This window comes from Candidatus Polarisedimenticolia bacterium (assembly GCA_036004685.1).
Classification (GTDB): Bacteria; Acidobacteriota; Polarisedimenticolia; order Gp22-AA2; family AA152; genus DASYRE01.
Map to the genome: position 1 here is coordinate 105,010 of DASYRE010000008.1, position 25,538 is coordinate 130,547.

The window sequence follows — 25,538 nt, forward strand, 5'->3', positions numbered from 1 at the left end:
AAAGGGGGAGCCGAGGGGTGGTGAAAAAGCAGTCGTGCATCCTGGCGGTTTCGCTGCTGATCGTCTTCTTCAGCGGCTGCAAGAAGTCTGAAGGAACGAAGATCAATAGTGTCTTCGGAGCTGCTCCCGAGATCTCCGAGGTCTCCGTCACCAAGGAACGGAAGGAGTTTGATTGTTCCACCACGGTGGACGTATGCAATGACCCGCCTGGTATTTGCCAGTTCAATTTCCTTCAGGAAAAGGTCGCGGACCTGGACCGTGTCACGGTGACCGCGCGCGTCACCGATCCCACCGCGCCGAACAACACCGACGTTCTGGTCGTCGTCGTCCACTTCCTGGATCCGCCCCTGTCCACCGGCATCACGCAGATCAACCAGATCGCCCTCCAGATGTTCGACGACGGGTCCGTGCCCCTGGAAACGATCGGAACGGGCGCCGTGATTACCTCGGGCGACCTCCAGGCGGGCGACGGCATCTATACCCGAGTATTCTACTTCGCTTCCACCAACCCCCAGCCCAACACCTGCCCGGAGGACACCGATCAGGAGAGAATAGGCCACACCTTCTCAACTTATGCCACCGTGCAAACGATCGCTCCAACGGCCACACTAGACTTCGTGTTTTCCGTCCAAGCGATCGATAAATCGGGAAACATCGATACTTCCACCGATACGACCCTGGGGATTCAAGGCAGCGTCCGGGAAACCGCTCAGATCACGCTGCCGTGCCCACCGCCTTGTCCCTGATCGGCATCGCCGCACTGCTTTAGAAGCCCGGTGCTCGTCTTCTCGGCCATCATTCCGTCTCCTCCACCTCCAAGACGCGCCGAATCCGCCTGGCAGACGAAGGCCTGATCCTTCCGGAGCGAGCAGCCAGGTCGAGGGTGTGCGCGGCAAGTCCTCGATAAAGCGCCCTCCACACAGCCGGGAGCCGCGCGAGCGCCTGCCCGTGAGCGCGGACGGAAACGACGTCCTCCCGCAGAATCGGCCCGGTCAGCGCGGCCTCGATGCCGCGGGCACGGGCGTTCCGAAGCGTCGATTCGGCCAGCGCCAGGAACGCCCTCCGCAGGAGGGCCGGGTCGGCCGAGCCGGCGGCGATGCGGCTTGCCGCCGCGTCCAGAAGCGCCAGGAGATAGCCCGAAGCGAGGCAGGCTCCGAGATGGTATCGAGCCTTCCCTGTGGCCCGAATCTCCAGGCTTCGACCCCCGGCGTCCCGGGCAAGCCGGCGGGCCCATCGGCTGGCTTCCGGGTCGCCCTCCACTCCGAAATAGATGCCCCGAAACAGACCGGGACCGGGATCGGGAAATGGAATGCTGACGAGCGGATGCAGGGCGCCCACTGAAGCTCCTTGAGCGCGCAGGGGCGCGAGGACCGAAGCGCGCAGGACGCCGCTGGTGTGCAGCGCGAACCGCCCCTCCCAAGAGCCTCGCTTCGCCCAGGAGCGGGCCACCCGGGAAACCTCCCGATCAGGCACCGCGATAAGCAGGAGATCGAAGGCGGGCGGGCGCCCGCCGGCGCGCGGCGCCCGCCGGCGCATCAGCCTCCAGGCGCGCGCCCGCGCCGGCGCCGTCCCGCCGCGCACGCCGGCGCACACGTGCCCCGCGCCAACCCAGGCGGCCGCGAGGCTCGTCCCGAGTCTTCCGGGGCCGACCAAAAGGAAGCGCAGCTTCTTCATGGAATCGCCCGGAGGCAATCGAGCAGGCGCTCGAAATCCTCCGGAAGGGGAGCCTCGAAGCCGAGGGGCTCGCCGCTCGAGGGGTGACGGAACTCGAGACGATGGGCATGCAGCGCCAGGCGGGGGAACGAGGCGAGGCAGGCTTTCGCCGTCGCCGAGCGCAACGTCCGGCCTCCTCCCCCATAACGGGCATCTCCGACGATCGGATGCCCCAGGTGCGCGAGATGGACGCGAATCTGGTGAGTCCTCCCCGTATGGATGCGAACTTCCAGAAAGCTGAACGGGCCGAGACTCTCGCGCGTGGCGTACTCGCTCACCGCCTCTCGGCCCCCCGCGCGCCGCACCGCCATCCGGGTGCGCGACGCGGGGTGCCTGCCGATGGGAGCTTCGATGCGGCCCCGGGCCGGAACGGGCCGGCCCCACACCAGAGCGAGATAGACCTTGTGGACGCGCCGTCCGGAGAACTGGCTCGAAAGGGAGCGATGAGAGGCGTCGTTCTTGGCGACCACCAGCAACCCGGAAGTGTCGCGGTCCAGCCGGTGCACGATGCCCGGGCGCTCCTCTCCGCCGATCTGCGACAGGCCGCCCTGGCGGGCCAGGAGGGCGTGCACGAGCGTCCCGCTATGTGCTCCGGCGCCGGGATGCACCACCATTCCCGGAGGTTTCAGCAAGACGATCAGATCGTCGTCTTCATGGAGGATCTCCAGAGGAATGGGCTCGGGAATCAGGCGGGTTGGCGCCGCCGCCGGGATCGCCACGCGGACGCGGTCTCCGGGGCGCAAATGGGCCGAGGGCTTCGGGCGCTTTCCCTCCACCGTCACGTTCCCGGAGAGGATCCAGCGCCGGATCGCCGCGCGGCTGCTCTCGGGAAGATGGCGGACGAGGAAGAGATCCAGCCGGGGCCGTCCCTCCGAGGGATCCACGACCAGGGCCACGATGCGCTCCACTTCCGGGATTCCTCAGCTCGGTCGCGGACGTGCTCTCAGGGTGATCAGGAAGAAGACGGCCGCGGCGGCCGCCACCAGGCTAATGAGCTGCGAAGTGGAGAGGAGTCCTCCGAAGACGTCCCCGCGGAAATCGCCCCGGTAGAATTCGATGATGAAACGGAGCACGGCGTACCCCAGCGTATACATCCAGAAGACGACGCCGTCGGCCCACTTCCGGCGGTAGAACAAGACGAGGAGCACGAAGAGTCCGAGATCGGCCAGGCCGTGGTAGATCTGGGTGGGATAGAGCGGCACGCCCAAGGGGACGCCGGTGAGGTCGTGCGCCCGGGGATCGACGAACGTCAACGACCAGCGCGACGTGGTCGGCTTCCCATAGCAGCACCCGGCGGACAGGCAGCCGACCCGGCCGATGGCCTGCGCCAGGGCCAGGCCGGGAGTCGTCGCGTCCGCAACTTTCCCCAGGGGGAGCCGGTTCTTGCGCACGTACAGCGTCCCGACCGCGACCGCCGCGAGGAATCCGCCGTAGAAGACGCCCGCCGAGCGCCAGTTGTAGAGAATCTCCATCTTGTGGCGCCAGTAGAACGGCAAGTCGATCAGGACGAGGAGCGCCTTGGCACCAACGATCCCCGCGAGCAGGACCCAGATTCCCAGATCGACGATGCGTCCGGGCTCGATCCCCTCCCGCCGCGCGTAGGCCATGCTGACGCGCACCCCGACGAGGAAGGCGACGGCGTAGAAGAGTCCGTAAGTCCCGAGAGTGAAGTCTCCCAGATTCACCAGAACGGGATGCATGCCATCCTCACGAGGCAGGAGCCGGGTGCCGATCGCGCCGATAGAGATCGAGCATCAGCGTGAACACGCCCAGGCAGATGCAGGAATCGGCGATGTTGAAGGCGGGCCAATGGTAGCCCGCCAGCGAGAAATCCAGGAAATCGACCACGTGGCCGAAGCGGATCCGATCGTAGAGGTTGCCCAACGCGCCGCCGAGGATGAGCGCGAGACCGGTCTGGGTGAACAGATCCCCCTGGCGCGAGCGGAGCTGAAAAACCACGATGAGCACGATGGCAACCACCGGGATGGCGATGAAGATGAAACCCCGGAGAGGCGAGGCCAGGCCCGCCATCAGCCCGAATAGAGCGCCCGTATTGGCCACGTGGGTCAGATGGAAAAAGCCCTCGACGACCGGAACCGACTCGTAGAGAGGCAGGTGCCGGACGACGAGCGCCTTGGTCGCGCGATCCATTCCGAAGAGGATGAAGCTCAGTCCAAGATAGAGAAGGCGCAGGGCCTGGGGCTGCGAAGACCTCATGAGGGGGGTTGTCCCAGAATCTCACGGACCGCCCGGGCGCATCGGCCGCACAGGTCGGGGAACTCGCCGTCCCGGCCCCGATCCTCCCTGTAGTTCCAGCATCGGCCGCATTTCTCTCCTTTGGCCCGCCCCACTTCAATCCGCAGCCCTTCGATCCCCTCGGCCGGCCGCGCGCCGGGTCCGGCCGGCCTGAGCTCAACCGCGGAGACGATGAACAGCGACGCGAGGTCGTCGCGGTGCCTCTCCAGAAGCGCCGCCACCTCTCCCGTCGCTTCCAGCGTGACGCAGGCCTCCAGAGAATTGCCGATCCCGAGGCTCGCGCGGGCCCGCTCCAGATCCTTGAGAACCTCGTCCCGGATTTCCGCCAGGCGCCCCCAGCGCGACAGCAGGTCCGCCTCGTCGGGAAGCGGGATCGGCGAAGGGAATTCCTGGAGGTGGACCGACCCGGACAGAGTGTCGGGATCCGCCCGGACCGTCAGGTGCTGCCAGATCTCCTCGGCCGTGAAGCTGAGGACGGGAGCCATGATGCGGCAAAGCACGTCCAGGATCCTATGGAGGGCCGATTGCGCCGACCGGCGCGCCGGCGATCCTGGAACCGAGGTGTACAACCGGTCCTTGAGAATGTCCAGGTAGAAGGCGCTGAGCGTCACCGAGCAGAAGTGGTTCAACGCGTGGTAGACCCGGTGGAACTCGAAGGCTTCGTAGGCCGATCGGGCGCGGGCCAGCAGATCGTTCGCCTGGTGCAGGGCCCATCGGTCCACCTCCAGGAGCCGTTCGAGGGGAACGAGATCGCGAGCCGGATCGAAATCATAGAGATTCCCGAGCAGGAACCGGCTGGTGTTGCGGATCTTCCGGTAGGCCTCCACGTTGCGGGCCAGGACTTCCTCCGAGAGCCGCATGTCGTCCACGTAATCCACCATGCAGACCCAGAGTCGGAGAATGTCCGCGCCGTATTTCTTGACGATGTCCTGGGGAGAGAGGACGTTCCCCAGCGACTTCGACATCTTCCGCCCCTCGCCGTCGAGGGTGAATCCGTGGGTCAGCACGCCGCGATATGGAGCCTTCCCTTGGGCGTTGACCCCAAGAAGCAGCGAGGACTGGAACCATCCCCGGTACTGGTCGGTGCCCTCCAGGTAGAGATCGGCGGGCCAGTCGGCGGCGGCTAGCGCCGCGAAGCTCGACACCCCCGATTCGAACCAGACGTCGACGATATAGTGCTGGGGGCGGAGGTCCTCCCTTCGCCCGCAGCCGGGACAAGCCGTTTCCGGGGGAAGGAAATGGTCCAGCATCTCCCGAGGGCTGCCGTAGGCACGGAACCAGCTGTCGGAGCCCTCTTCGCGAAAGACCTGCGCGATCCGGGCGAAGCTGGCCGCATCGCGGACGAACGCGCCGGAGTCCGCCGGGAAGCAGCGCGAGCAGACGAAGATCGGAATCGGAACTCCCCAGGCGCGCTGCCGGGAGATGCACCAATCGGGACGGTTCTCGACCATGTTGGAGATCCGCACCCGGCCGGTCTCCGGAATCCAGCGAACCCGCTCGATCTCGGCGAGGGCCTTCTTCCGCAGGCCGGTGGTTTCTAGCGAAATGAACCACTGATCGGTCGCCCGGAACAGGACGGGGTTCCGGCACCTCCAGCAATGAGGATAGGCGTGGCGGTAGCTCCGCTGATGAAGCAGCAGCCCGCGACGCTCGAGATCCTCCAGAATCCAGGCATTCGCGTCCCCGACCCGCCGGCCGTCGAGCGCCGCGGCGTAGGGCTCCGCGGAGTGAAACATCGAGCCGACGAAGCGGCCCTCGTCGTCCACCGGGGTGTAGGGCGGAAGGTGATAGCGGGCTCCCACCTCGAAGTCCTCCTGCCCGTGACCCGGCGCGGTGTGGACGCATCCGGTGCCCTGATCCAGGGTGACGTGCTCCCCGAGAATCAGCTCGGCGAAAGGCCGGTCGTCCTGAGGATACGGGCGCAACGCCTTCCCCGATCCTTCGAGCTCGCGCCCCTCGATCGTTCCGAGCGAGGCGTCGACCCGGAAGCCGCACTCCTTCGCCACCTCCGCCACGCGGTCCCGCGCCATGAGAAGCACCTCGCCCCCCGTCTCGATGAGCTCGTAGACGAAACGCGGATGAAACGCGATCGCCAGATTGGCCGGGAGCGTCCAGGGAGTCGTGGTCCAGATCAGGATCGAGATCGGGCGCTTCCCCAGCGCGGGAAAACGCTCGCGATGCTTCCAGGACGCCAGCTCGAAACGCACGTAGATCGAAGGAGAGACGTGATCCTCGTACTCCACCTCGGCCTCGGCGAGCGCGGTTTTGCAGAAGGCGCACCAATGGACCGGCTTCTTGCCGAAATAGGCCGCCTTCGAGACGAAGAACTTTCCGAGGTGCTCGACGATGGCGGCCTCGTAGCCGGGATCGAGGGTCAGGTAGGGGCGCTCCCATTCTCCGAAGATCCCGAGCCGCTTGAATTCCTCCCGCTGCAGGCCGATGTACTTCTCGGCGAATTCCCGGCAGGCCTTCCGGATATCGAGCGGGCTCATCTCCCGCTTCCGGTTTCCGAGATCGCGCTCGACGCGATGCTCGATCGGCAGGCCGTGGCAGTCCCAGCCCGGGCGATAAGCGGCGTCCCGGCCCATCATGTTCCGCGACTTGACCACGACGTCCTTCAGAATCTTGTTGAGGGCCTGACCGAGATGGATGTCCCCGTTGGCATAAGGAGGGCCGTCGTGCAGCAGAAAGCGAGGGGAGCCGCTCCGGGCGCGGCGGATTCGCGCGTAGAGATCGAAGCGCTGCCAGCGGGCCAGGTAGGCCGGCTCCCGCTCGGGCAGGTTGGCTTTCATGGAAAAGAGCGTTCGGGGCAAATTGATCGTGTGCTTGAGATCCGCCGAGCTCTTCACCTTCGACCTCGTGGCCGGGAGACACGGAGGGGTGTCGAGTCGGGCTCGCCCTTCCGCTTCGTTGGCACGGAAAGCGTTGCAATTTATCATCGGCGTCGTAAAAGATCAAGGCGGCGCCGCATCGATTGACTCGTCGCCGGAGCTATGTTAACTTCCAGCCGCCCAAACAATTACGGAGAGCCCGCCGATCGAAATCTACCTCGATTACAACGCCTCCGCCCCGGTGCGCGCCGAAGCCGCCGAAGAGATTTCCCGCGTCCTGCGCTCGGGCTACGGCAATCCTTCCAGCATCCACCGCCGCGGACATCGGTCCAAGATCCTCCTGGAATCCTCCCGCGAATCGGTGGCGTGCCTCATCGGCGCGCGGCCCGAGGAGATCGTCTTCACGAGCGGGGGAACGGAGTCGAACAACCTCGCGGTTCTGGGCGCCGCGCTGCGCGCGGGGAGCGGCCACCTCGTCGTCTCCGCCATCGAGCATTCCTCGGTCCTCGAGGCCAGCCGCCACCTCGAGACGATCGGCTTCCGCGTCTCGAGAGTGCCGCCCGGCTCCGGCGGGGTCGTGGATCCCGGCGCCCTCCTCGACGCGGTGCGGCCGGAGACGGTTCTCATCTCTCTGATTCATTCGAGCAACGAAATCGGCACGCTGCAGCCCGTGACCGAGGTGTGCCGGCGGCTGGGACGGCCCGAGGTGCTGGTTCACAGCGATGCCGTCCAGAGCGCCGGGAAGACGCCGCTCGACGTGGCGACGCTGGGAGCCGACCTCGTCTCTTTTTCCGCGCACAAGCTCGGCGGCCCCCCCGGCGTGGGGGCCCTGTGGATCCGCGGCGGAATCCGGCTGGCGCCTCTTTTCCACGGAGGAGGGCAGGAGTCCCACCGCCGCGCCGGGACCGAGACCCTGCCGCTGATCGCGGGTTTCGCCGTGGCGGCGAGGCTCGCGGCCCAGGAGATCTCGGGCGAAAGCCTGCGGCTCGGCGCGCTGCGCGACGCGCTCGAGGCCGCGCTGGCCCGGAGGATTCCTGGCGTCCGGTTCCATGGACGCGGCGCGCCGCGGCTTCCCAACACCCTCAGCGTCGCCGTCGAAGGATGCTCCGGAGAAGCGCTGGCGATCGCGCTTGATCTCGAGGGGATCGCCGTGTCGACGGGCTCCGCGTGCGCCGTCGGGACCGTCCGCCCCTCGCACGTCCTGCTGGCGCTCGGCTGCTCGGAGCAGGTGGCCCGGTCGACCCTGAGGATCAGTCTCGGAAGGGCCACGTCGCCCGCCGAGGTGGAGCGCTTCGCCGAGGTTCTGGAGGCGGTCGTCGGCCGCATGCGCGCCCCGGCCGAGTGCCTCTCCGCGGCGGCCGATTTGCGGAGGCGCGCTTGAGCGATTCGGCCCCCGCGGCACCGGCGAGCGGCCGGATCGCCGTCGCGATGAGCGGCGGAGTGGACAGCTCCGTGGCCGCGCTGCTCCTCCATCGCGGCGGGCACGATCTCGTCGGAATCTCCCTGCAGCTCCACGACCGCCCCGGAGGCGAGGCGGCCGATTTCGGGCGTTGCTGCTCTCCCCGCGATTTCCTCGACGCGCGCCGCGTCGCGGACCACGTCGGCTTTCCCTTCTACGTCCTGAACCTGGAGGAGGAGTTCCGGCGCGCCGTGCTGGCCGACTTCGTGGCGGAGTACGCGGCCGGAAGAACGCCCTTGCCGTGCGCGCACTGCAACAGCGAGGTGAAATTCGGGGACTTCGTGCGGCGGGCGGAGAGCCTCGGTTACGAGCGAATCGCCACCGGGCATTACGCGCGGCTGCGCCGGGACCCTCTCACCGGAAGGATGCGCTTGCTTCGGGCCCGGGATCTCGACAAGGACCAGTCGTATTTCCTGTTCGGGCTCACCGAGGACCATCTGGAGCGCGCCCTGTTCCCGGTGGGGGATCTGACCAAGACCGAAGTCCGGCGGATCGCCGAGGAGGGCGGCCTCCGCGTCGCGCACAAGCCCGAAAGCATGGATGTCTGCTTCCTCTCGCGCGACGGATACCGCGGCTTCCTGGAGGCGGAGATCGGGGAGGCGGCGCGCGCCTCGGGAGAAATGGTCGATCGCCAGGGCCGCCTCCTCGGAAGGCACGAAGGGATTCACCGGTTCACCGTGGGGCAGAGGCGGGGCCTGGGAGTCACGGCCCCCGAGCCCCTCTACGTCCTCGAGATCCGGTCGGACCGCCGCCAGGTGGTGCTGGGCAGGGAGGAAGAGCAGTATCGCAGCGAGTGCTTCGTGCCGGCGCCCAACTGGATCGGCGTCGATCCGCCTCGCGACGGGATCGAGGCCCGGGTGCAAATCCGCCATCGCCACGCGGGCGAGGAGGCGCGGATCGAGCCCGACGGAGGCGGAGGCGTCGGCATCCGGTTCCGCCGCCCCCAGCGGGCGATCACGCCGGGCCAGGCCGCGGTCTTCTACCAAGGTGAGCTCGTCCTGGGAGGAGGCTTCATCGGCACCGCCCGTTGACAGGGAGCGAAGGGGAGGTCTATATTCGCGTCGAATAGCAGCGGTGCGGGCATAGCTCAGCTGGTAGAGTGCAAGCTTCCCAAGCTTGAAGTCGCGGGTTCGATCCCCGTTGCCCGCTCCATTTCTCATCGCCTCGACCGGATCCGCGGAGCTCTCCTTCGATGTTCTTCCGAAAGCAGCCGAAAGGCCCCGTCGCTCCGGGCGGCGGCATGGCGCGTTCCGCCTCCGAGGCGGCGACGAGTGTGATCGGCCGCAACACGCGCTTTCGCGGCGAGGTGACCGGCAAGGGGCCGCTCGTCGTCCGCGGCCAGATTCACGGGACGATTGGGATCGAGGATCGCCTCACCGTCACCGAGGGCGGACGGCTCGACGCCGAGGTGCGGGTCTCCGAGATGACCATCGCCGGCGAGGCCGAGGGCAATCTGCGGACCCGCGGCACCCTGCTGATCCGCCCGACGGCGACGGTGACCGGACAGATCTGGGCCGGGCGCCTGCGCGTCGAAGAGGGCGGCATCCTCCAAGGGACGATCGCCCGCGTCGGCGCCGACTCCTGAAGGCCGGCAGTTTTCCAGTCAACCCCCTGACGATTATTCGTAGCTCTCCTGACATTCCACGTCACTCCGTTGACACTCGCCGCGACGCGGGTTCTCTAATCGCTTACTTCTAAACGCACTTGACCGGGACGAAGCGGCCCGTCAGGCCTGGCACACCTCTTGCCTTTCCTGGCGTGGACGTCCAGCCGCTCGTCCACCCGATGGCGGACGCGAGAAGGAGCAACGGTGAAAGAGAAGATACTGGTCATCGACGACGACCCCGGAGTCCGCCAGGTCCTGATCGACTCGCTCTCGGGCATGGGGCATGTGGTGCACGCCGCCGAGAGCGGTGAAAAGGCGCTCGGGACGATCCGTGAGCAGGGCTGCGACCTCCTCATCCTGGACATGGTTCTGCCGCACATGAACGGCATGGAAGTGCTCCAGGAAGTTCACCGGCACCATCCCGAGCTCTCCGTGATCATGATCACCGGCTATGCCTCCGTCGAGACGGCCATCAAGGCGATGAAGATGGGCGCCTTCGACTACGTCGTAAAGCCGTTTCGCATGGAAGAGGTGGAGCTGGTGGTCGGCAAGGCCCTGGAGCGCAGCCGGCTGCGGAGGGAAAACCTCTTCCTGCGGCGGCAAATCGAGAGCCACTTCGGGATCAGCGCGCTCGCCGGGAACAGTCCGGCCATGAAGAAGGTCCTTTCACTCATTGAGCAGGTGGCTTCCACGCGCAGCACGGTGCTGATCCACGGCGCGGTCGGAACGGGGAAGGAGCTGGTCGCGAGGGCCCTGCACTTCAACAGCGAGCGCAAGGACCAGCCTTTCGTCTCGGTGGCTTGCGGAGGAATTCCCGAGGGCCTTCTGGAGGACGACCTCTTCGGTCACGCGAAGGGGGCGTTTCCCGACGCCGTGGCCGATCGCCAGGGAAGGATCGAGACGGCGGCCGGGGGAACGCTCTTCCTCGATGACGTCGGATCCCTGAGCCCGGGGCTGCAGAGCAAGATTCTGCGGATGCTCGTGGATCGGGAGATGTTCCCTCTCGGCGCCAAAGAGAAGGTCACGGTCGACGTGCGGCTGATCGCCGCCACGCGCGAGGACCTCAAGGAACTGGTGTCGCAGGGGAGCTTCCGGGAGGATCTGTACTATCGTCTCAACGTGATTCAGATCCACCTTCCGAATCTCTCCGAGCGGAGCGAGGACGTTCCGCTGCTCGTGAATCATTTTCTCCACAAACACAGCCGCGAGATGGGGATTCCCGTCCCCCGGTTCACGGCGGAGGCGATGCGGGCTCTCGGCGAATTCTCCTGGCCCGGGAACGTGCGGCAGCTGGAGAACGTCGTGGAGCGGGCGGTCGCCCTGTCGCGCGGCCGCGAGGAGCTCGGCCTGGAGGATCTTCCCCGGGAGATCCAGGAGTCGGTCGCCACGCCCGTACCGCTGGTCCGCGTCGGCGGGGACGGCGTCTCGCTCGACGAGGTGATGGCGGAGTACGAGGAGAAAATGCTCCTCCAGGCCCTCGAAAGCTCCGGATGGGTCAAGACCCGCGCGGCGGAGCTTCTCAAGATCAAGCGGACGACTCTCATCGAGAAGATGAAGCGTCTCGGCATCCCGCTGAAGCGCAACGGCGTCCTGGCCGTGGCCGAGGCAGGCTCGTCGACCGGAGCCGCAGGAGAGCCCGGGAAGCCTCCCGAAAACCGCAAGGCCCAGATCGCCTGAACTCGCTGGCACTCCTTGCCTCTGCGAAGACGCCTGTGATACGGTTCGCGTGATTGGCTCGTTCTTCACCCACCCGCTTCGACTCGGCGATGCCATCCGCGCGTTGGGACGTCCTGGCGAGGGCTCGATGACGAAGAGACTCATCGTCGGAGATGCCGGGCTCTTCCGGAAGCGGCAGCGCCCTTCTCTCCGACGTTCCGGACTCGCCCGGGCCGCTCGTTCCGAGGATCGCCTCTCCCGCCTCTTGGGTGACGCCGTGCCGCTCCCCGGCGCCGCCGCCGCTCGCCTGGCGGGCGGGGATCTCCAAGCAGGCCGGGCCGCCGCCTCATGACGCTGATCGCGAACCGTTGCGTGATGGTCGTCGACGACGACCGGGAAATTGTCGAAATGACCCGTCTGATCCTCGAGAGCGGCGGCTACCGGGTGGTTCCGGCGTCGTCGGGCGAGGAAGCCCTCAAGCTCATTCCCTCGGCCCGTCCCGATCTGGTCCTCCTGGACATCAACATGCCGGGGAAGGACGGGTGGGAGACCCTCAAACTCATGAAACTGGACGGCGAGACGCGGCACATCCCGGTGGCGATGTTCTCCATCAAGTTCGAGCTCCGGGACAAGGTGCAGGGATTGAAGGAGGGTGCTTTCGACTACATCACCAAGCCGTTCTCCTACGATGAGCTGCTGGAACGGGTCGGTCGAATCTTCCAACAGCTCTCGCCGGGAGATCACTGATGGCCGGCCGCGGCGCGCCCAACGGCGGAGACGACTTCCGCGCCTCTTTCCTCGAGCTGAAGAGCGCCCTGTTCGATCAGAACACGCAGCTCTACGCCTTTCCCTACCACTTCGACGACTTGCAGAGAATGGTCGAATGGCGGCCCACGCTCGGCCTGCTTCACCTGGAAGTGTTCGACTACGAGCGCGTCGAAGGGATCTGCGGCTGGCAGCTCTTCGACAGCCTCCTCGGCGAGATGGCCCTGGAGCTGCGCGCCTTGAGGGGACCCGCTTATCCGCGCAGCGCGCTCCTGACGATCTCGGGAGTCCACGGGGGCGCCTTCATCCTCTTCCTTCCCGAGACCTTCCGGGGCACGGAGCCGTGCCTCTCCAGCCTGGAGGAGATGGCGGCCGACCTTCGCCGCCGGCTCACCGAGGTCCTCGGGCGCAAGATCCCGCGCGACGTCCTGCCCGAGATGGAGATCGCGACCGGCTACTCGGTCCTGCGCTGCGAGCCGGTGTTCCGAATCGAGCGGCTCGTGTATCGCGCCATCGAGGAAGCTCGATCGATGGCCGTGAAGGCGGCCCAGCGGGAGGAGCTGCGCAGCGGGGCCGAGCTCCGGCAGATCATCCGGGCGGGATTGGTCGAGACCCATTTCCAGCCCATCATCGACGTGACCTCCGGCGAGGTCTTCGGATACGAGGCGCTCACTCGCGGCCCCCGCGGCACGATGTTCGAGACGCCCAAAGCAATGTTCGGCTTCTCGGATCGCATGCGGATCTCGGCGCTTCTCGATTCCGTGTGCCGGAAGCGGGCCCTCCATGCCGCCCGCGGCCTGGACTCCGGCAAGAAGCTGTTCCTGAACTCGCTCCCGGCCACCCTTTTGGATCCCCGCTTCGTCGAGGATCTCCGCGCCACCGACACCCCCCCCGCGACGGGGGTCGTGCTGGAGATCACCGAGCGGACCGGGATCGCCGATTTCGAAGCCTTCGGACGCCGTCTCGAGAAAATCCGGGAGCACGGCTTCCAGGTCGCGATCGACGACGTGGGAACGGGGTACTCCAGCCTGCAGACCATCTCGGAGGTCCGCCCCGAATTCCTGAAGATCGATCTGTCCCTGGTCCAGCGGATCCATCAGAACCTCATCAAGCAGGAGATCGTCTCCTCCATCCTTCAAATCGGCGAGCGCATCGGCGCGAGCGTCATTGCGGAAGGGATCGAATCGGAGGAAGAGGTGGAAGCCTTGAGGGAGTTCGGCGTCCGTCTGGGACAAGGCTATTTTCTGGGAGCGCCGGCGCCCTCCCTCCCACCTGCCGGCGGGAGGCATCCGGCCGGCCATTGAGGCCGCTTCGCCGGATTCGCGTCGTGCGGAGCCGATGACCATGGCACTCTGGACCATGCACCCCGCGGCGATGGGCGCCTGGGAGGAGACGCTCGGCGCCTTGATGGCCGATCCGCTGGGCCGGCTCCTCCTCGCCGTCTCCTTCTTCGCGCTGGCGCTCGTCGCCCTCCTGCTGATCATCGTGCCCCTGGTCCGGCGCTCCATCCAGCTCACGTTCCGACGGCTCGTCCAGGGCGTCGACGAGATCCGCCAGGTGGGACCCGGCCGGCAGCTTCCGATGAACGTCTCCGAAGAGGCCCGGGATCTCGTGGCGGGCTTGAACCACCTGCTGGGGGAGCTGCGCGATCGCATCGTCGCGCTCGAGCGCCAGCGGGACGAGATGAAGGCCATCCTCGACACGCCGCGGGATTTCGCCGTCATCGCGACCGACCCGCAAGGCCACGTCACCTTGCTGAGCGAAGGGGCGGCCCGGCAGCTGGGATATCGCCCGGAGGAGCTGATCGGCCGCAGCGTCGAGGCGCTCTTTCCGGAGGACGAGTGGGATCGAATCATCCCGAAATTGGCCCGGAGATCGTTGCGCGAGACGGGCCTGGTGCAGCGCGTCCGGCTCCTGCGCAAGGACCGCAGCACTTTTCCCGCCGAGCTGTCAGTCAGCGAAGGCTCCTTCCCGGGCGAGGCGGGCGGCTACGTGAGCATCTTCCGGGACGTCACCGAGCAGGCGGCTCTCGACCGGAAGCTCCATGAAGCGGAAGAGCGTTACGGCGGCCTGGTCGAGGGCCTCGGAGAAGCCGTGGTCCTCCTGCAGTCCGGCCGCATCGTCACCGCCAGCCGGACCCTCGAAGAGTTGCTGGGAATCCCGGCCAAGGATCTCGTGGGAAGGCCCTTCAAGGAGTTCCTGGTCGCCGAGGACCTCCTCCGGACGCTCGATCTCCTGGACAAGATCCTGGTGGAAGGGGGGCGGCGCGAGTTCGATTTCCCCATGCGGCGGGCCGGCAGCTCCGTGGCGCGGGAGGTCCGTGGCTTCTTCTCGCGCCTGGAGCACCAGGGATCGCCCGCCCTGCTGGGCGTGCTGCGGGACGAGACCGACCGCCGGCAGTCGGAGAGGGAACTCGCCGCGAGCCGGGCCCTCCTCGAGTCGAGCCTGGATTCGACGTCCGACGGGATCCTCGTCGTGGAGAACGGCGGGGCGGGCCCGGCGCCCCTGATCGTGAATTCCCGCTTTGAAGAGATGCTCGGGATCGATGGCAGGGAAGTGATGAGCTGGAGCGTCGAGCGCCTCGCCCGGGAGCTGGCCCGCCGATCGCGGCAGGCCGACAGCGTCGCCACGCTGTTCGAGGCCTCCGGCGAGGAGAAGGGAGTCCAGGAGATCGAGCTGGCCGGCGAGGATCACCGCATCCTCGAGGTCTGCTGGGGACCTTACCGGAATCCCCGCGGTGAGATCTCCGGCCGGGTCACCTCGTGGCGCGACATCACCGGGCGGCGCCGGGCCGAGGATTCGCTGAGGGAAAGCCATCGGGCCCTGGCGGCTTCCCAGAAGGAGCTGCAGGACTCGGTCGCCGAGCTGCGCTCGGCCCGCGAGGATCTGACCTCCCGGAACGCCCAGCTCGAAACGCTCAACGAGGAGCTGCGCTCCGTGGACGCGATGAAGTCCAACCTCCTGGCGAACGTCTCCCACGAGCTGCAGACCCCGCTGGTGCTTATCAAGGGCTACACGGAGATGATCCTCAAGCGCAAGATTGGCCCCCTGACCCCGGAGCAGGAGAAGGGCCTGACGGTGGCCCTCCGGAACATCGATCGTCTGGTGGAGATGATCGACAACCTCCTCGACTTCTCGAAGATGGAGCGCGGCGACGCTTCCCTCCAGCTGGAGGAGTTCCCGCTCTGGCAGGTCGTGGACGAGACGATCGAGCTGGTCCGGGAGAAGATCCGCGCCAAGGGAATCTACGTCACCACCGAGTACGAAACCGACGATCTCGACGTCAAGGCCGATCGGGGAAAGATCTCCCAGGTGTTCATCAATCTCCTTTCCAACGCCGTGAAGTTCAACCGGGAAGGGGGCCGGATCACCTTACGGGTCAAGGCGGGGGACCGCGGGATGGTCGACGTCGAGGTGCAGGACACGGGCATCGGCATTCCGCCCGAGGCTCAGGGCCGGATCTTCGATCGTTTCTACCAGGTCGATTCCTCGGCCCGCAAGAACTATGAAGGCACGGGCATCGGCCTGTCGATCGTAAAGGAAATCCTCGCGATGCACGGATGCGACATCCGCGTGGAGAGCCGCGTCGGAGAGGGAACCCGCTTCGCGTTCACGCTTCCGCGGGCATCCTCCCGGTCGGACCAGCGCCGGGAAGCGCCCCGGCCGGCCCCCGCGAACAGCGAGAAACCCGGTCGCTAGCGCTTCGTCCGCTCGCTTCGTCTCTGCCGAATCATTTCATACAGAAGAATCGCCCCCGCCTGGGACACGTTGAGCGATTGGGACGTCTCCGCGAGACGGACGGTGAGCCTCAGGTCGGCCACGTCCAGCCAGTCCGCTCCGATCCCCTCCCCCTCGTTGCCCACCACGAGGGCGAGCGATCCCCGAAGATCGGCCTGCTCGCATGGAACGCCCCCTTCGGACAAAGAGACGGCGATGCGCAGGCCGCGCCTCCGGCACCAAGGCGCGAGCTCGGCCGCGCCGCTCGTCCTGGCGACGGGCACCCGCAGAATCGACCCCGCCGAGGCGCGCACGGCGCGGCTGTGATAGGGATCTACCGTTCCGGCCGCCGCCACGATGCCGGCGAGCCCGGCGGTCTCCGCCAGCCGCACGAGCGTTCCGAGATTCCCGGGATCCTGGATTCGGTCGGTGATCAGCAGCACCGGATCCGGGCGCTGGTCGACCATCTGCTCGAGACTCGCGGGGAGGATCTTGACGAGGGCGAGAACTCCCTGATCGCCGGCCCCCGGGGCCGCCTCGTCCAGGACCCTGTCCTCGACCAGACTGATCGGAATCGAGAGCTTCGCCGCTCTCCGGAGCAGCGCGCGGCCCGAAGCCTGCCGGGCGAGGGCCGCTCCAATCAGCAGCCGCTCCAGATCGCCGGGCCGGCGAAGAGCCTCTTCGGCCATCTTCCAGCCCCAGAGAAGGTACCGGCCTTGCTCCTCGCGGAGCCGCGGCTCTTTCTCGAGCCGGGTGATGCGCCGCATCAGAGGGTTCTTGCGGCTGGCGATCGGGGGCGAGGCGTCGGGAGGGATGGCCACTTCAGGCTCCGCCGTGAGAAGGCCTGCCGGAGAGTCGGCTTGCCTGGCCCGTACCCCCTCCACTACGATCGATCCGGAGGGAGAAGCTGTGATGAAGCGTCTGCGCTTGGATCTTGGCCATCCTGAAGCCGAGGTCCTCCGGGAGGCGGCCCGTATCCTGGAGCAGGGAGGAATCCTGGCGCTCCCGACCGACACCCTGTACGGATTGAGCTGCGATCCGGCCAACCGGCACGCCCTCGAGTCCCTTCACCGCCTCAAGAACCGGCCCGCGTCCCATCGGCTTCCGTTCCTCGCCGCGGACGTGTCCCAGGTCTGCGGTCTCGCCTCGCTCGACTCCGAGCTGGCGCGCCGGCTCGTGGACCGGTTCTGGCCGGGCCCCCTGACGCTCGTGCTCCCCCTGACCCGTCCCGACCGCCTGGCGCGCTGGGACTGGGGCGAGACGATCGCCATTCGCGTTCCGGCATGTCCCGCCGCCCGCGAGCTGGCCCGCGAAGCCCGGCGGCCGATTCCGGCGACCAGCGCCAACCGGCACGGCGGGGCCGAGGTCTTCGATCCGGACCGCCTCGAACCCGTCTTGATCGGCTCGCTCGCGCTGCTGCTGGACGGGGGAGTCCTCCCGAGCGGCCCGCCTTCCACGCTGGTCGACATCACCTCCTCACCGCCGCGCCTGCTCCGCCGGGGAGCCGTTCCCGCGGAAGCGCTCGCCGCGGCGCTCGGGCTGCCGCCGTCGTGGGACGCGCCACCCTTGGACTAAGGGCGGAGCGTGACGCGGGACAGGACCGAGAAATCTCCCGCCGGAGTCAGCGTGAAGCCCTGAACCCGCTCCGTCATCACCGCCACATTCGATTTATGGTAGAGACTCACGTACGGCACCTCCTCGGCCAGAATCTGCTGGATGCGCGAGTAGGCCCGGCGCCGCGCCTCGGGGGAGGCCTCGCGGGCTCCTTCCTCCAGAAGCCGGTCGACCTCGGAATTCCGGTAGCGCACGCGGTTGAATCCCGCCGGCGGCAGGTACGCCGAGCCGAACCGCAGGCGGTAGACGTCGGGATCGAGGATCTGGGTCCACTGAAGCGAGAAGATCTGGAACCTTCCCGCCTTGATGTCGTCGTAGAAGGTCCCCCACTCGAAGCTGCGGATTTCGAGGTCGATGCCCACCTCGCGGAGCTGCTCTTGGAAGACGCTGGCCTGCTCGCGGGCCAGCTGGGCCGTCGTCGTCTTGTACGTGAGGCCGAATCGAGGCCGCGGTCCGGGTCCGTCCGGATCGGGATGGCCGGCCGCATCGAGAAGCGCCTTGGCGCGGTCCGGGTCATGCGGATAGGTTGCCACCTTCGCTTCGTAGGCCCAATGGTCGGGCGGGAGCAGTCCGGTGGCTTCGCGCGCCAGTCCGTGCAGCAGGATCTCGATCATCCGCTTGCGATCGACGGCGTGCGCGATCGCCCGGCGAACCCGCACGTCCTTCAGGATCGGATCTTCCAGATTGAAGCCCAAGTAGGTGTAACTGTTGCTGGGGGAGGAGAGGACGCGGAGCCGCGGCACGCGCTTGAGCGACTCCGTTTGATCCGGAGTGAGATCGTTCACCACCAGATCGACGCTGCCTTTCAGGAGCTCCTGCTGGCGCGACGTGGCCTCGGGCACGATCTTCAGACGCAGCCGGCGGATCCCCGGCTTCCCGCCGAAGTATCCGTCGAACGCCTCGAACTGCAGGTCCTGGTCCTTGCGGTGGCGGACGAGGCGGAACGGACCGGTTCCGATCGGATGCAGCCCGGCCTGAGGCCCGGCGCCGCGCGGCAGGATCCCCAGGCTGAGGTTCGCGACGAACGGGGCGAAGGGCTGCTTCAACCGGAAGACGATCGTCAGATCGTCGGGAGTCTCGATGCCCTGGATGACTTCCAGATCCCCCTTGCGGAAGGAGGGGACCTCGTCGCGCAGGATCGACTCGACGGTGTCCCGCACGTCGGCGGAGGTGAGAGGCCGGCCGTCCTGGAAGCGAATCGAAGGGCGCAGGTGGAAGACGTACCGGAGCGGATCGGGATTCTCCCAGGACGACGCGAGGTCGCCCTCCGGATTCCCCTTTTCGTCGTAGCGGATCAAGCTGTTATAGAGGAGCTGCTGGATCCGCCGGGAGGACTCGTCGCTGCCCAGCCGCGGATCGAGACTGCCGGGGCCGACGTCGATCGCCAGCGTGAGAAGCCCGGCAGAGCTTTCCCGGGAGCCGCGCGCGCAGCCCGTCATCAGCGCGCAGCCCGTCATCAGGAGGACGAGGAACCCCGCCAAGGCCGTTCGTCTCACGAAGCTCCTTTCCGGCGCGCCGAAAGCCGGCGGCATCTTAGCCAATGGCGGGAATGCCGGGCAAGGGAATTCTCCGTAACTTCTTGTCGGGACGGAGCCTCGACACTATAATTCGTTCCGGTGTCGAGGCGCACGGCTCGCCGATAGCAGGCCGGAAAGGGCTCCTTCCCTTCGTGAGAAGATTCCAACTCATATTGGCCGCCGGCCTTGTGCTCGCGGGGGCCGACCTCGCGCCGGTCGCGGCTGCCTCGCCGCGCGTCGTCATCCTGGGGTTCGACGGGGCCGACCCGAAGCTCGTCGAGCAGTATCTCGACGCGGGCAAGCTGCCGAACCTGGCGCGCTTGAAGGGGGAGGGAAGCTACCTCCGGCTCGCCACCACCAATCCTCCCCAGACGCCCGTCTCCTGGTCCACCTTCGCGACCGGCATCAACCCCGGAAGGACGGAGATCTTCGATTTCCTGAAGCGCATCGACGGCACCTACATCCCGGAATTCGCCATGGGCACCGAGAGCCGCAAGAAGTTCCTGTTCGGCGCCCAGAACCCATGGGTCGCGGGGGCGGCGGCGGGCGCCGCGGTGGTTCTCGCGGGAGCGCTCGCGGCGGCCTTCATCCGTGCGCGGAAGAGACTCGTTCTGGCGGGCGCCCTCGTCGCCTCGATCCCGATCGGCTGGGCCTCCGGCCGGCTAGCCGCGGAGGATCTTCCCCGGATGGTCCCCGACGCCCTCAACAATCGCAAGGGCGTGACCTTGTGGCGATGGGCCGCGGAGCATGGAGTCCCGACCCGCGTCCTGCACGTCCCGAACACCTTTCCAGCCGAGGAGGTTCCGGACATGCAGATGCTCTCGGGGCTGGGAGTCCCCGACATCCGGGGCCGGATCGGATCTCCGTCTTTCTACAGCTCCGACCCGGGGCTGAAGAGGCGCCTCGAGGAGAACCAGTTCAGCATCGAGTTCATCGCCCTGCCGGCGGCCAGCGGCCGCATGAAGACCCACGTCGTGGGGCCCTACAACAAGCCGTTCTTCGACTACGTCGTCGACGAAGGCCTCGCCCGGACGAGCTCGCCCGAGGAGCGAGCCCGGACGCGCAAGCGGCTCGAGGAGGAGCTCCAGCGTAAGGGCGTGCCCCGCCGCATCGACCTGCCGCTGGAGATCGAAGTCGAGGGCTCGCGCCTCACCCTTTCCGTCTCGGGCCAGCGGCAGACGCTCTCGCCGGGGCAATGGAGCGATTGGGTCACCTTTCATTTTCCGGTGAACTGGCTCGTGGACCGGGTCTCGGGAATCCGGGGGATCGGCCGCTTCAAGCTGATCTCGCTGGCCCCGCAGATCCAGCTCTATCTCTCTCCGGTGAATTTCCATCCCGAATTCGAGCCGATCCCCTTCTCCTCGCCCCCCGGCTTCGCCGGCTCCCTCGTTCCGCTCTTCGGGCTCTTCAAGACGCTCGGATGGCCGATCGACACCTGGACTCCCAGCGCCGGCCTCGGCGACGACGAGCTGTTTCTCGAGGACATGGACTTCACCGCCCGCAAGCAGGAGGAGATGATGAGCCGTTTCCTCAAGGAGGGGAAGAGCCGCCTCTACATCCAGGTCTTCGACTTCACCGATCGGATCGCCCATCTCTGGTGGAGGATGCTGGATTCCCGGCACCCTCTCTACGACCCGGTGGAGGCGGCGCGGTTCGCGGGGGAGATCGAGAAGGCCTACGTCCGGATGGACTCGATCGTCGGCGCGGCGCGCGCCCTCCTTCCCGCCGACACGATTTTCCTGGTCTGTTCCGATCACGGCTTCGCCTCCTTCCGGCGCGGCATCAACTACAACACTTGGCTGGTCAAGAACGGCTGGATGGTCCTCAAGCCGGGACCGGGCGGAACGCGCAGCCTCGAGGACCTGTTCGATCGGGGGGAGACCGGTGAGTTCTTCAAGTTCGTGGATTGGTCGCAGACCCGGGCCTACGCGATGGGCCTCGGGAGCCTCTACGTGAACCTGGCCGGCCGGGAGCCGCGGGGCTCGGTCGCCCCGGGGGAGGAGTACGAGAAGGTGCGGCAGGGGATCATCGACGGCCTGCAGGCCTTCGTGGATCCCGAGACGGGCGAGCACCCGGTGCTGAGAGTCTACCGGCGCGAAGAGATGTACAAGGGCTTCGATCCGGGACTCCTGCCCGACCTGAGGGCCGCCAACAGCGACCATTACCGGGTGGGCTGGCAGACGGCGCTCGGGGAGGTCCCGCCCCGAATCGTGGAGGACAACCTCAAGGCCTGGAGCGGGGATCACTGTTCGGTCGACCCCTCCCTCGTGCCGGGGATCCTGTTCTCCAGCCGGAAATTGAAAAGCGCGGAAGCGGGAATCCAGGACATTTTTCCGAGCGTCCTGAAAGTCCTGGATCTGCCGCCGGTGGAAGGGATCGATGGGCGCTCCTTCTATTAGGCGCGGCCTCGGCGCGCTGATGGTTGCGTGGCTGGCCGCCGCCGGAGCGCGGGCCGACGAGCCGCCCAGCCCCCAAGAAGCGGAGCAGCAGCGCCTGGATCGGGTGCGCCGCGAGATCGACCGGCTCAAAGCCGCCTTGCAGGAGGAGCGCCAGAAGGAGAGCGGTCTGCTGGGGGATCTCCATCACCTGGATCTGGAGCTGGCCCTGCATCGCGGGCAGATCGAGATCCTGGACGCCGAGATCGCCCGCTGCCGAAGCGAGATCGGCTCAATCACCGCCGAGACGGCCATGCTGCGAGGCCGCCTGCGGCGCACGGGCAGCGTTCTGGCCGCCCGCTTGCGGGCCCTCTATGTGAGCGGCCCGCTCGATTTCCGCCGGGTGGTGCTGACGGCCCGGAACCCCGCGGAGATCTCGGAGGCTTACGGCATCGCCTCGCGCCTTTCGGAGATGGACGGTCGCCGGGTTCAATCGTTTCGGACCGATCTGGCCCGGCTCCGGGACGACCAGGAACGGCTCGAGCTCCGCCAGGCCAGCCTGCGGACCTACCGCTCCCAGGAGCTGGCCCAACGCCGCGAGCTCGAAGGGATCCGATCGGATCGATCCCAGCTGCTCGGAGGGCTGCGCCGGCAAGCCGCCGGCCAGAAAGAGGCGCTGCAGGAGATGCTCGCCACGGAGCGTGATCTGCAGCGTCTGGTCCAGACCCTCGCCACGGGGGGGACCGTATCCCCGGACTGGAAGGTGGGGTTCGAGCGATTCCGCGGGCTGCTTCCGTGGCCGGTCTCCGGGAAGGTGCTGGTTCCCTTCGGGGCCCGCAAGAGCACGAAATTCGACACGCTCGTCCCGCATCCCGGCCTCGATCTTGCAGTCGCACTCGGCGAGCCGGTGCGGGCCGTCTTCGACGGAATGGTCGCGTTCAGCGATTGGTTCAAGGGATATGGCAATCTCGTGGTCCTGGAGCATGCAGGGGGGTTCATGACGGTGTACGCTCATGCCTCCGAGCGCCTGGTCGGACGAGGCGATCGGGTCCTGGCAGGCCAGGTCATCGCCCGGGGGGGCGATACCGGCTCGCTCGAAGGCCCCAAGCTTTATTTTGAGATCTGGCGCGACGGGAAGCCGGAAGACCCGATCCCCTGGCTGACACAACGAAATGTAAAATAGACAAAGAGGAGAACGATGCGGGTCGATGAAGGACGCAAAGTGATGCTCGGCGTTTCGGGCTGCCTGATGGCCTTCGTGCTGATGGGGGGCATCCTCGGGCGCACGCTGGCCGTCGAGGGCACCTACACTTTTCTCAAGCTCTTCAACGAAGTCCTCTATCTGGTGCGCAACAACTACGTGGAGCCGGTCCGCGACGACGCCCTCATGGAGGGGGCGTACCGCGGCATGCTCGAGAACCTGGACCCTATGAGCGAGTATCTGACCGCCGAGGAGTTCAAGCGCGCCGCCCGCGAGGAGCGCAACGGTCCCGCCGACGTCGGGGCCGTCCTCTCCAAGCGGCGCGGCTACGCAGTGATCGTGAGCGTGATCGACGGCTCTCCGGCGGACAAGGCGGGCCTCGGGACCGGCGACCTGGTGTTGACCATCGATCGCAAGTCCACCTCGAAGATGGGAGTCTGGGAGGCGACGCAGGCGCTCCAGGGGAAACCCGGCTCGGGAGTGCATCTGGGAGTGATCAAGATGCTCGATTCCCGCAGCCAGGATTTCAACCTGGTCCGGCGGCTTCCACAGCATCCCGCCTTCGCCAGCTCCCTGCCCGAGCCCGGCATCGGCGTGATCCGGCTCGCCGGCTTCGATCCGGGGGAGTCGCTGCGGGTCCGCAAAGCGCTGCAGAGCCTGCGCTCCCAAGGGGTCCGGCGCCTGCTGCTGGATCTGCGCTCGAACGCGGGGCCGAGCCTCGAAGAGGCGGTGAAGACGGCCGCGCTGTTCACCGGCCCCGGAAAGGTGGTGACGATCGCCGACCGCAAAGAAGGGAAGAGCGACTTGAACGCGCCGCCCGGCGAGCCTCTCTGGAAAGGGCCCCTGGTCGTCCTCGTGGGGCTCGGAACGGCGGGGCCCGCGGAGGTGCTCGCCGCCGCCGTGCGGGATCGCGCCGGGGCGACCCTGGTGGGGGAGAAGACCTGGGGCCTCGGATCGATTCAGAAGACGATCCCTCTTCCCGGAGGGGACGGGATCCGCATCTCGGTGGGAAAGTACTTCTCGCCGACGGGCAAGGAATGGAACGGAACCGGCCTGAGCCCCGACGTCCAGCAGGCGGCCGGACCGGGCGACTCCGGACAGGATCTCCAGCTCCGCAAGGGGCTGGAAGTGCTGAAGACGGAGCAACGGAAGGCGGCGTGATTCCAGAGAGTCCGGACCGCGGGGCCTTGAGAGGCGAAGGCGCGGAAGCCCGCGGCCTGTTCCGCCGGGCGGCGGCGCTGTGCCTGATCGCCGCGACGGGCTCGACGTTCGCCGCGACCCGCCCCGGCGCTTCCTCCGCGGGTCCCGGCAAGGGCCTCGCCTACTACTTCTACTCCCTGTCGCAGCAGGCGCAGTTCACGCGCAATTACGACGACGCGCTCCGCTACCTGGAGCAGGCCCTCCGCTCCGATGACTCCCCGGACCTGCGCGTCGAGCTGGCCGATCTCTACTCTTCGCTCAACCAGAACGACGCCGCGGAGCAGGAAGTCCGGAAGGCCCTGAGCGCCGATCCGGCCGACGTCGAGGGGCGCCGCCTTCTCGCCCAGATCTTGGTGAGCCGGAGCCCGGAGGGGGACAAGAAAGACGAGCGCCTGAAAGAGGCGGAGACGATCTACCGCGGCCTGATCCAGGACAAGAAGGAAGACGAAAGCGTGGCGCTGGCGCTGGCGGAGATCCAGACCGACCGCGGGGATCTTGACGGCGCCCGCTCGACCCTCGAAGGATTCCGGGCCTCTCATCCCGCTTCCTCCTCGGTGCTCCTGGAGCTGGCCCGCAACTACCAGCAGGCGGGCCGCAGCGACGACGCCATCGCGACGCTGCGTGCGGCTCTCGAAAAGGATCGCGACAACCGCGAGGTCCTCAACGGTCTCGGGCTCGCGCTGGAAGAGGCCGGCCGCCCCGCGGAGGCCGAAAAGGTCTACCGCCGGCTCATCGAGCTGAATCCGAACAATCCGTACGGACATTACCGCCTCTCGGGGCCGCTGCTCTCCCAGAAACGCTATCGCGAAGCCCAGGACCACCTGAAAACGGCGCTGGAGTTCGACCCCCGAAACGGCCGGGCGCTGCTCGAGCTGGGCCAGGCCTACGAGGGCACCCACGAAACGGCGCGGGCCCAGGAGTCGTATCAGAAGGCGCTGGAGCTGGACCCGGCGTCTCTCGAGCCGCGGTTCTTCCTGGCGCGCCTCCATCAGAACCGCGGCGAGGACGATGCCGCCTTGACCCTGTACGGGCAGATCCTGAAGTCGACCGAGGACCGTGACTCGCCCGCCGCCCGCGCTTTCTACGCGCTCGCGAGCACTCAGGTCGGCCTGATCCGCCTGCTCGAGAAAAACTATCCGGCGGCGATTCAGTCCCTCGGCCGGGCGCTGGACGCCAGCGAAAAGCCGAGCGAGGACCTTTACGCGCTGCTCGGGCGGACCTACATCGAGGCGAAGCAGATCGCCGACGCGCGGAACGCCTTGGAGGCAGGCCTCGCGAAGTTCCCCGACAGTCCCGAGCTCCGGGCCATGGAAGGAGAGCTCCTGCTGCGAGAGTCCCGCCCCTCCCCGGCCCAAGAGCTCTTCAAGGATCTGCTGACCCAATCGGAGGAAAGCGCGGAAGCCTATCTCCAGGTGGTCCAGGCCTGCTTGAGGGCGGAGAATCCCCAGGCGGCGGAAACCTGGGTCCGCGACGGGGCCCGCAAGCACCCGGACTCCCGCGACCTCGAGTTCCAGGCGGCCGTCGTGGAGGAGCGTCTGGGACGCTTCAAAGAATCGGAGAAGCGATTCCGGGAGCTGATCCGGAAGGACCCCGAGAACACTGAGGCGCTGAACTATCTCGGCTACATG

General features: G+C 67.1%; 20 protein-coding genes and 1 tRNA gene. 14 read left to right on the top strand and 7 right to left on the bottom strand.

Translation table 11 applies throughout. The features are described 5' to 3' along the window. Positions 1-20 precede the first annotated feature (20 nt). Positions 21-746: a hypothetical protein gene (locus VGR67_01875; protein HEV8335149.1), complete on the top strand. Its 726-nt coding sequence runs from the start codon at positions 21-23 to the stop codon at positions 744-746. 49 nt (positions 747-795) lie between these two features. On the opposite strand, the gene VGR67_01880 is transcribed toward VGR67_01875, so the two are convergent. The 5 genes from VGR67_01880 to ileS are packed head-to-tail and all read right to left on the bottom strand — an operon-like array spanning position 796 to position 6,818. After that, positions 796-1,674: a Rossmann-like and DUF2520 domain-containing protein gene (locus VGR67_01880; protein HEV8335150.1), complete on the bottom strand. Its 879-nt coding sequence runs from the start codon at positions 1,672-1,674 to the stop codon at positions 796-798. Beyond that, positions 1,671-2,621 (bottom strand): RluA family pseudouridine synthase, encoded by a 951-nt coding sequence (locus VGR67_01885; GenBank protein HEV8335151.1) that lies wholly within the window; start codon positions 2,619-2,621, stop codon positions 1,671-1,673. Before VGR67_01885 ends, VGR67_01880 begins: the two co-directional genes overlap by 4 nt. Positions 2,622-2,633: 12 nt before the next feature. Beyond that, entirely contained in the window at positions 2,634-3,413 is a 780-nt protein-coding gene (lgt, locus tag VGR67_01890) for a prolipoprotein diacylglyceryl transferase (GenBank protein HEV8335152.1), read from the bottom strand. Positions 3,414-3,420: 7 nt separating this feature from the next. After that, positions 3,421-3,930, bottom strand: a complete 510-nt coding sequence (lspA, locus tag VGR67_01895; protein ID HEV8335153.1) for a signal peptidase II — start codon at positions 3,928-3,930, stop codon at positions 3,421-3,423. Further along, complete coding sequence (ileS, locus tag VGR67_01900; protein ID HEV8335154.1) at positions 3,927-6,818, bottom strand: isoleucine--tRNA ligase; 2,892 nt, start codon at positions 6,816-6,818, stop codon at positions 3,927-3,929. The genes lspA and ileS overlap by 4 nt, the downstream gene beginning before the upstream one ends. Positions 6,819-7,011: 193 nt before the next feature. On the opposite strand from ileS, the gene VGR67_01905 reads away from it, so the two are divergent. From VGR67_01905 to VGR67_01940, 8 genes are all read left to right on the top strand, one after another. After that, positions 7,012-8,181, top strand: coding sequence for a cysteine desulfurase family protein (locus VGR67_01905; protein ID HEV8335155.1), 1,170 nt, complete (start codon positions 7,012-7,014; stop codon positions 8,179-8,181). Next, the gene (gene mnmA, locus VGR67_01910; protein ID HEV8335156.1) at positions 8,178-9,290 is read left to right on the top strand and encodes a tRNA 2-thiouridine(34) synthase MnmA; all 1,113 of its coding nucleotides are present in this window, start codon (positions 8,178-8,180) and stop codon (positions 9,288-9,290) included. The genes VGR67_01905 and mnmA overlap by 4 nt, the downstream gene beginning before the upstream one ends. A gap of 45 nt (positions 9,291-9,335) precedes the next feature. Beyond that, positions 9,336-9,411, top strand: a tRNA-Gly gene (locus tag VGR67_01915). A gap of 40 nt (positions 9,412-9,451) precedes the next feature. Continuing rightward, positions 9,452-9,844: a polymer-forming cytoskeletal protein gene (locus VGR67_01920; protein ID HEV8335157.1), complete on the top strand. Its 393-nt coding sequence runs from the start codon at positions 9,452-9,454 to the stop codon at positions 9,842-9,844. 225 nt (positions 9,845-10,069) lie between these two features. Further along, positions 10,070-11,542 (top strand): sigma-54 dependent transcriptional regulator, encoded by a 1,473-nt coding sequence (locus tag VGR67_01925; GenBank protein HEV8335158.1) that lies wholly within the window; start codon positions 10,070-10,072, stop codon positions 11,540-11,542. Between the two features lie 354 nt (positions 11,543-11,896). Continuing rightward, positions 11,897-12,268, top strand: a complete 372-nt coding sequence (locus tag VGR67_01930; protein HEV8335159.1) for a response regulator — start codon at positions 11,897-11,899, stop codon at positions 12,266-12,268. After that, positions 12,268-13,590, top strand: coding sequence for an EAL domain-containing protein (locus tag VGR67_01935; GenBank protein HEV8335160.1), 1,323 nt, complete (start codon positions 12,268-12,270; stop codon positions 13,588-13,590). Before VGR67_01930 ends, VGR67_01935 begins: the two co-directional genes overlap by 1 nt. 40 nt (positions 13,591-13,630) lie before the next feature. Further along, the gene (locus tag VGR67_01940) at positions 13,631-15,985 is read left to right on the top strand and encodes a PAS domain S-box protein (protein HEV8335161.1); all 2,355 of its coding nucleotides are present in this window, start codon (positions 13,631-13,633) and stop codon (positions 15,983-15,985) included. Here VGR67_01940 and VGR67_01945 read toward each other — a convergent pair. Then, on the bottom strand, positions 15,982-16,824 hold the full coding sequence (locus VGR67_01945) for an RNA methyltransferase (GenBank protein HEV8335162.1): 843 nt from the start codon (positions 16,822-16,824) through the stop codon (positions 15,982-15,984). The genes VGR67_01940 and VGR67_01945 overlap by 4 nt on opposite strands. Before the next feature lie 91 nt (positions 16,825-16,915). Between VGR67_01945 and VGR67_01950 the strand changes: the two genes are divergently transcribed. Continuing rightward, entirely contained in the window at positions 16,916-17,578 is a 663-nt protein-coding gene (locus VGR67_01950) for an L-threonylcarbamoyladenylate synthase (protein HEV8335163.1), read from the top strand. Here the strand turns inward: VGR67_01950 and VGR67_01955 are convergent. Continuing rightward, the gene (locus VGR67_01955) at positions 17,575-19,113 is read right to left on the bottom strand and encodes an ABC transporter substrate-binding protein (GenBank protein ID HEV8335164.1); all 1,539 of its coding nucleotides are present in this window, start codon (positions 19,111-19,113) and stop codon (positions 17,575-17,577) included. The two genes, VGR67_01950 and VGR67_01955, sit on opposite strands and share 4 nt — an antisense overlap. A 194-nt stretch (positions 19,114-19,307) precedes the next feature. Here VGR67_01955 and VGR67_01960 point away from each other — a divergent pair, with 194 nt between their 5' ends. The 4 genes from VGR67_01960 to VGR67_01975 all read left to right on the top strand — a co-directional run. After that, positions 19,308-21,533 carry an alkaline phosphatase family protein gene (locus tag VGR67_01960; protein ID HEV8335165.1) on the top strand — a complete coding sequence of 742 codons (2,226 nt, stop codon included), beginning with the start codon at positions 19,308-19,310 and terminating at the stop codon, positions 21,531-21,533. Beyond that, positions 21,514-22,692: a peptidoglycan DD-metalloendopeptidase family protein gene (locus VGR67_01965; protein ID HEV8335166.1), complete on the top strand. Its 1,179-nt coding sequence runs from the start codon at positions 21,514-21,516 to the stop codon at positions 22,690-22,692. The genes VGR67_01960 and VGR67_01965 overlap by 20 nt, the downstream gene beginning before the upstream one ends. A gap of 15 nt (positions 22,693-22,707) precedes the next feature. Next, positions 22,708-23,871, top strand: coding sequence for a S41 family peptidase (locus tag VGR67_01970; GenBank protein ID HEV8335167.1), 1,164 nt, complete (start codon positions 22,708-22,710; stop codon positions 23,869-23,871). Next, on the top strand, positions 23,868-25,538 hold a 1,671-nt coding region (locus tag VGR67_01975; GenBank protein ID HEV8335168.1), incomplete at its 3' end, for a tetratricopeptide repeat protein. The genes VGR67_01970 and VGR67_01975, both read left to right, overlap by 4 nt.

Excerpts from the sequence above, each read along its gene's own strand:
- VGR67_01880 (HEV8335150.1), bottom strand. The coding sequence starts at position 1,674 with ATGAAGAAGCTGCGCTTCCTTTTGGTCGGCCCCGGAAGACTCGGGACG.
- lgt (HEV8335152.1), bottom strand. The coding sequence starts at position 3,413 with ATGCATCCCGTTCTGGTGAATCTGGGAGACTTCACTCTCGGGACTTAC.
- lspA (HEV8335153.1), bottom strand. The coding sequence starts at position 3,930 with ATGAGGTCTTCGCAGCCCCAGGCCCTGCGCCTTCTCTATCTTGGACTG.
- VGR67_01920 (HEV8335157.1), top strand. The coding sequence starts at position 9,452 with ATGTTCTTCCGAAAGCAGCCGAAAGGCCCCGTCGCTCCGGGCGGCGGC.
- VGR67_01930 (HEV8335159.1), top strand. The coding sequence starts at position 11,897 with ATGGTCGTCGACGACGACCGGGAAATTGTCGAAATGACCCGTCTGATC.
- VGR67_01935 (HEV8335160.1), top strand. The coding sequence starts at position 12,268 with ATGGCCGGCCGCGGCGCGCCCAACGGCGGAGACGACTTCCGCGCCTCT.
- VGR67_01940 (HEV8335161.1), top strand. The coding sequence starts at position 13,631 with ATGGCACTCTGGACCATGCACCCCGCGGCGATGGGCGCCTGGGAGGAG.
- VGR67_01950 (HEV8335163.1), top strand. The coding sequence starts at position 16,916 with ATGAAGCGTCTGCGCTTGGATCTTGGCCATCCTGAAGCCGAGGTCCTC.
- VGR67_01965 (HEV8335166.1), top strand. The coding sequence starts at position 21,514 with ATGGGCGCTCCTTCTATTAGGCGCGGCCTCGGCGCGCTGATGGTTGCG.
- VGR67_01970 (HEV8335167.1), top strand. The coding sequence starts at position 22,708 with ATGCGGGTCGATGAAGGACGCAAAGTGATGCTCGGCGTTTCGGGCTGC.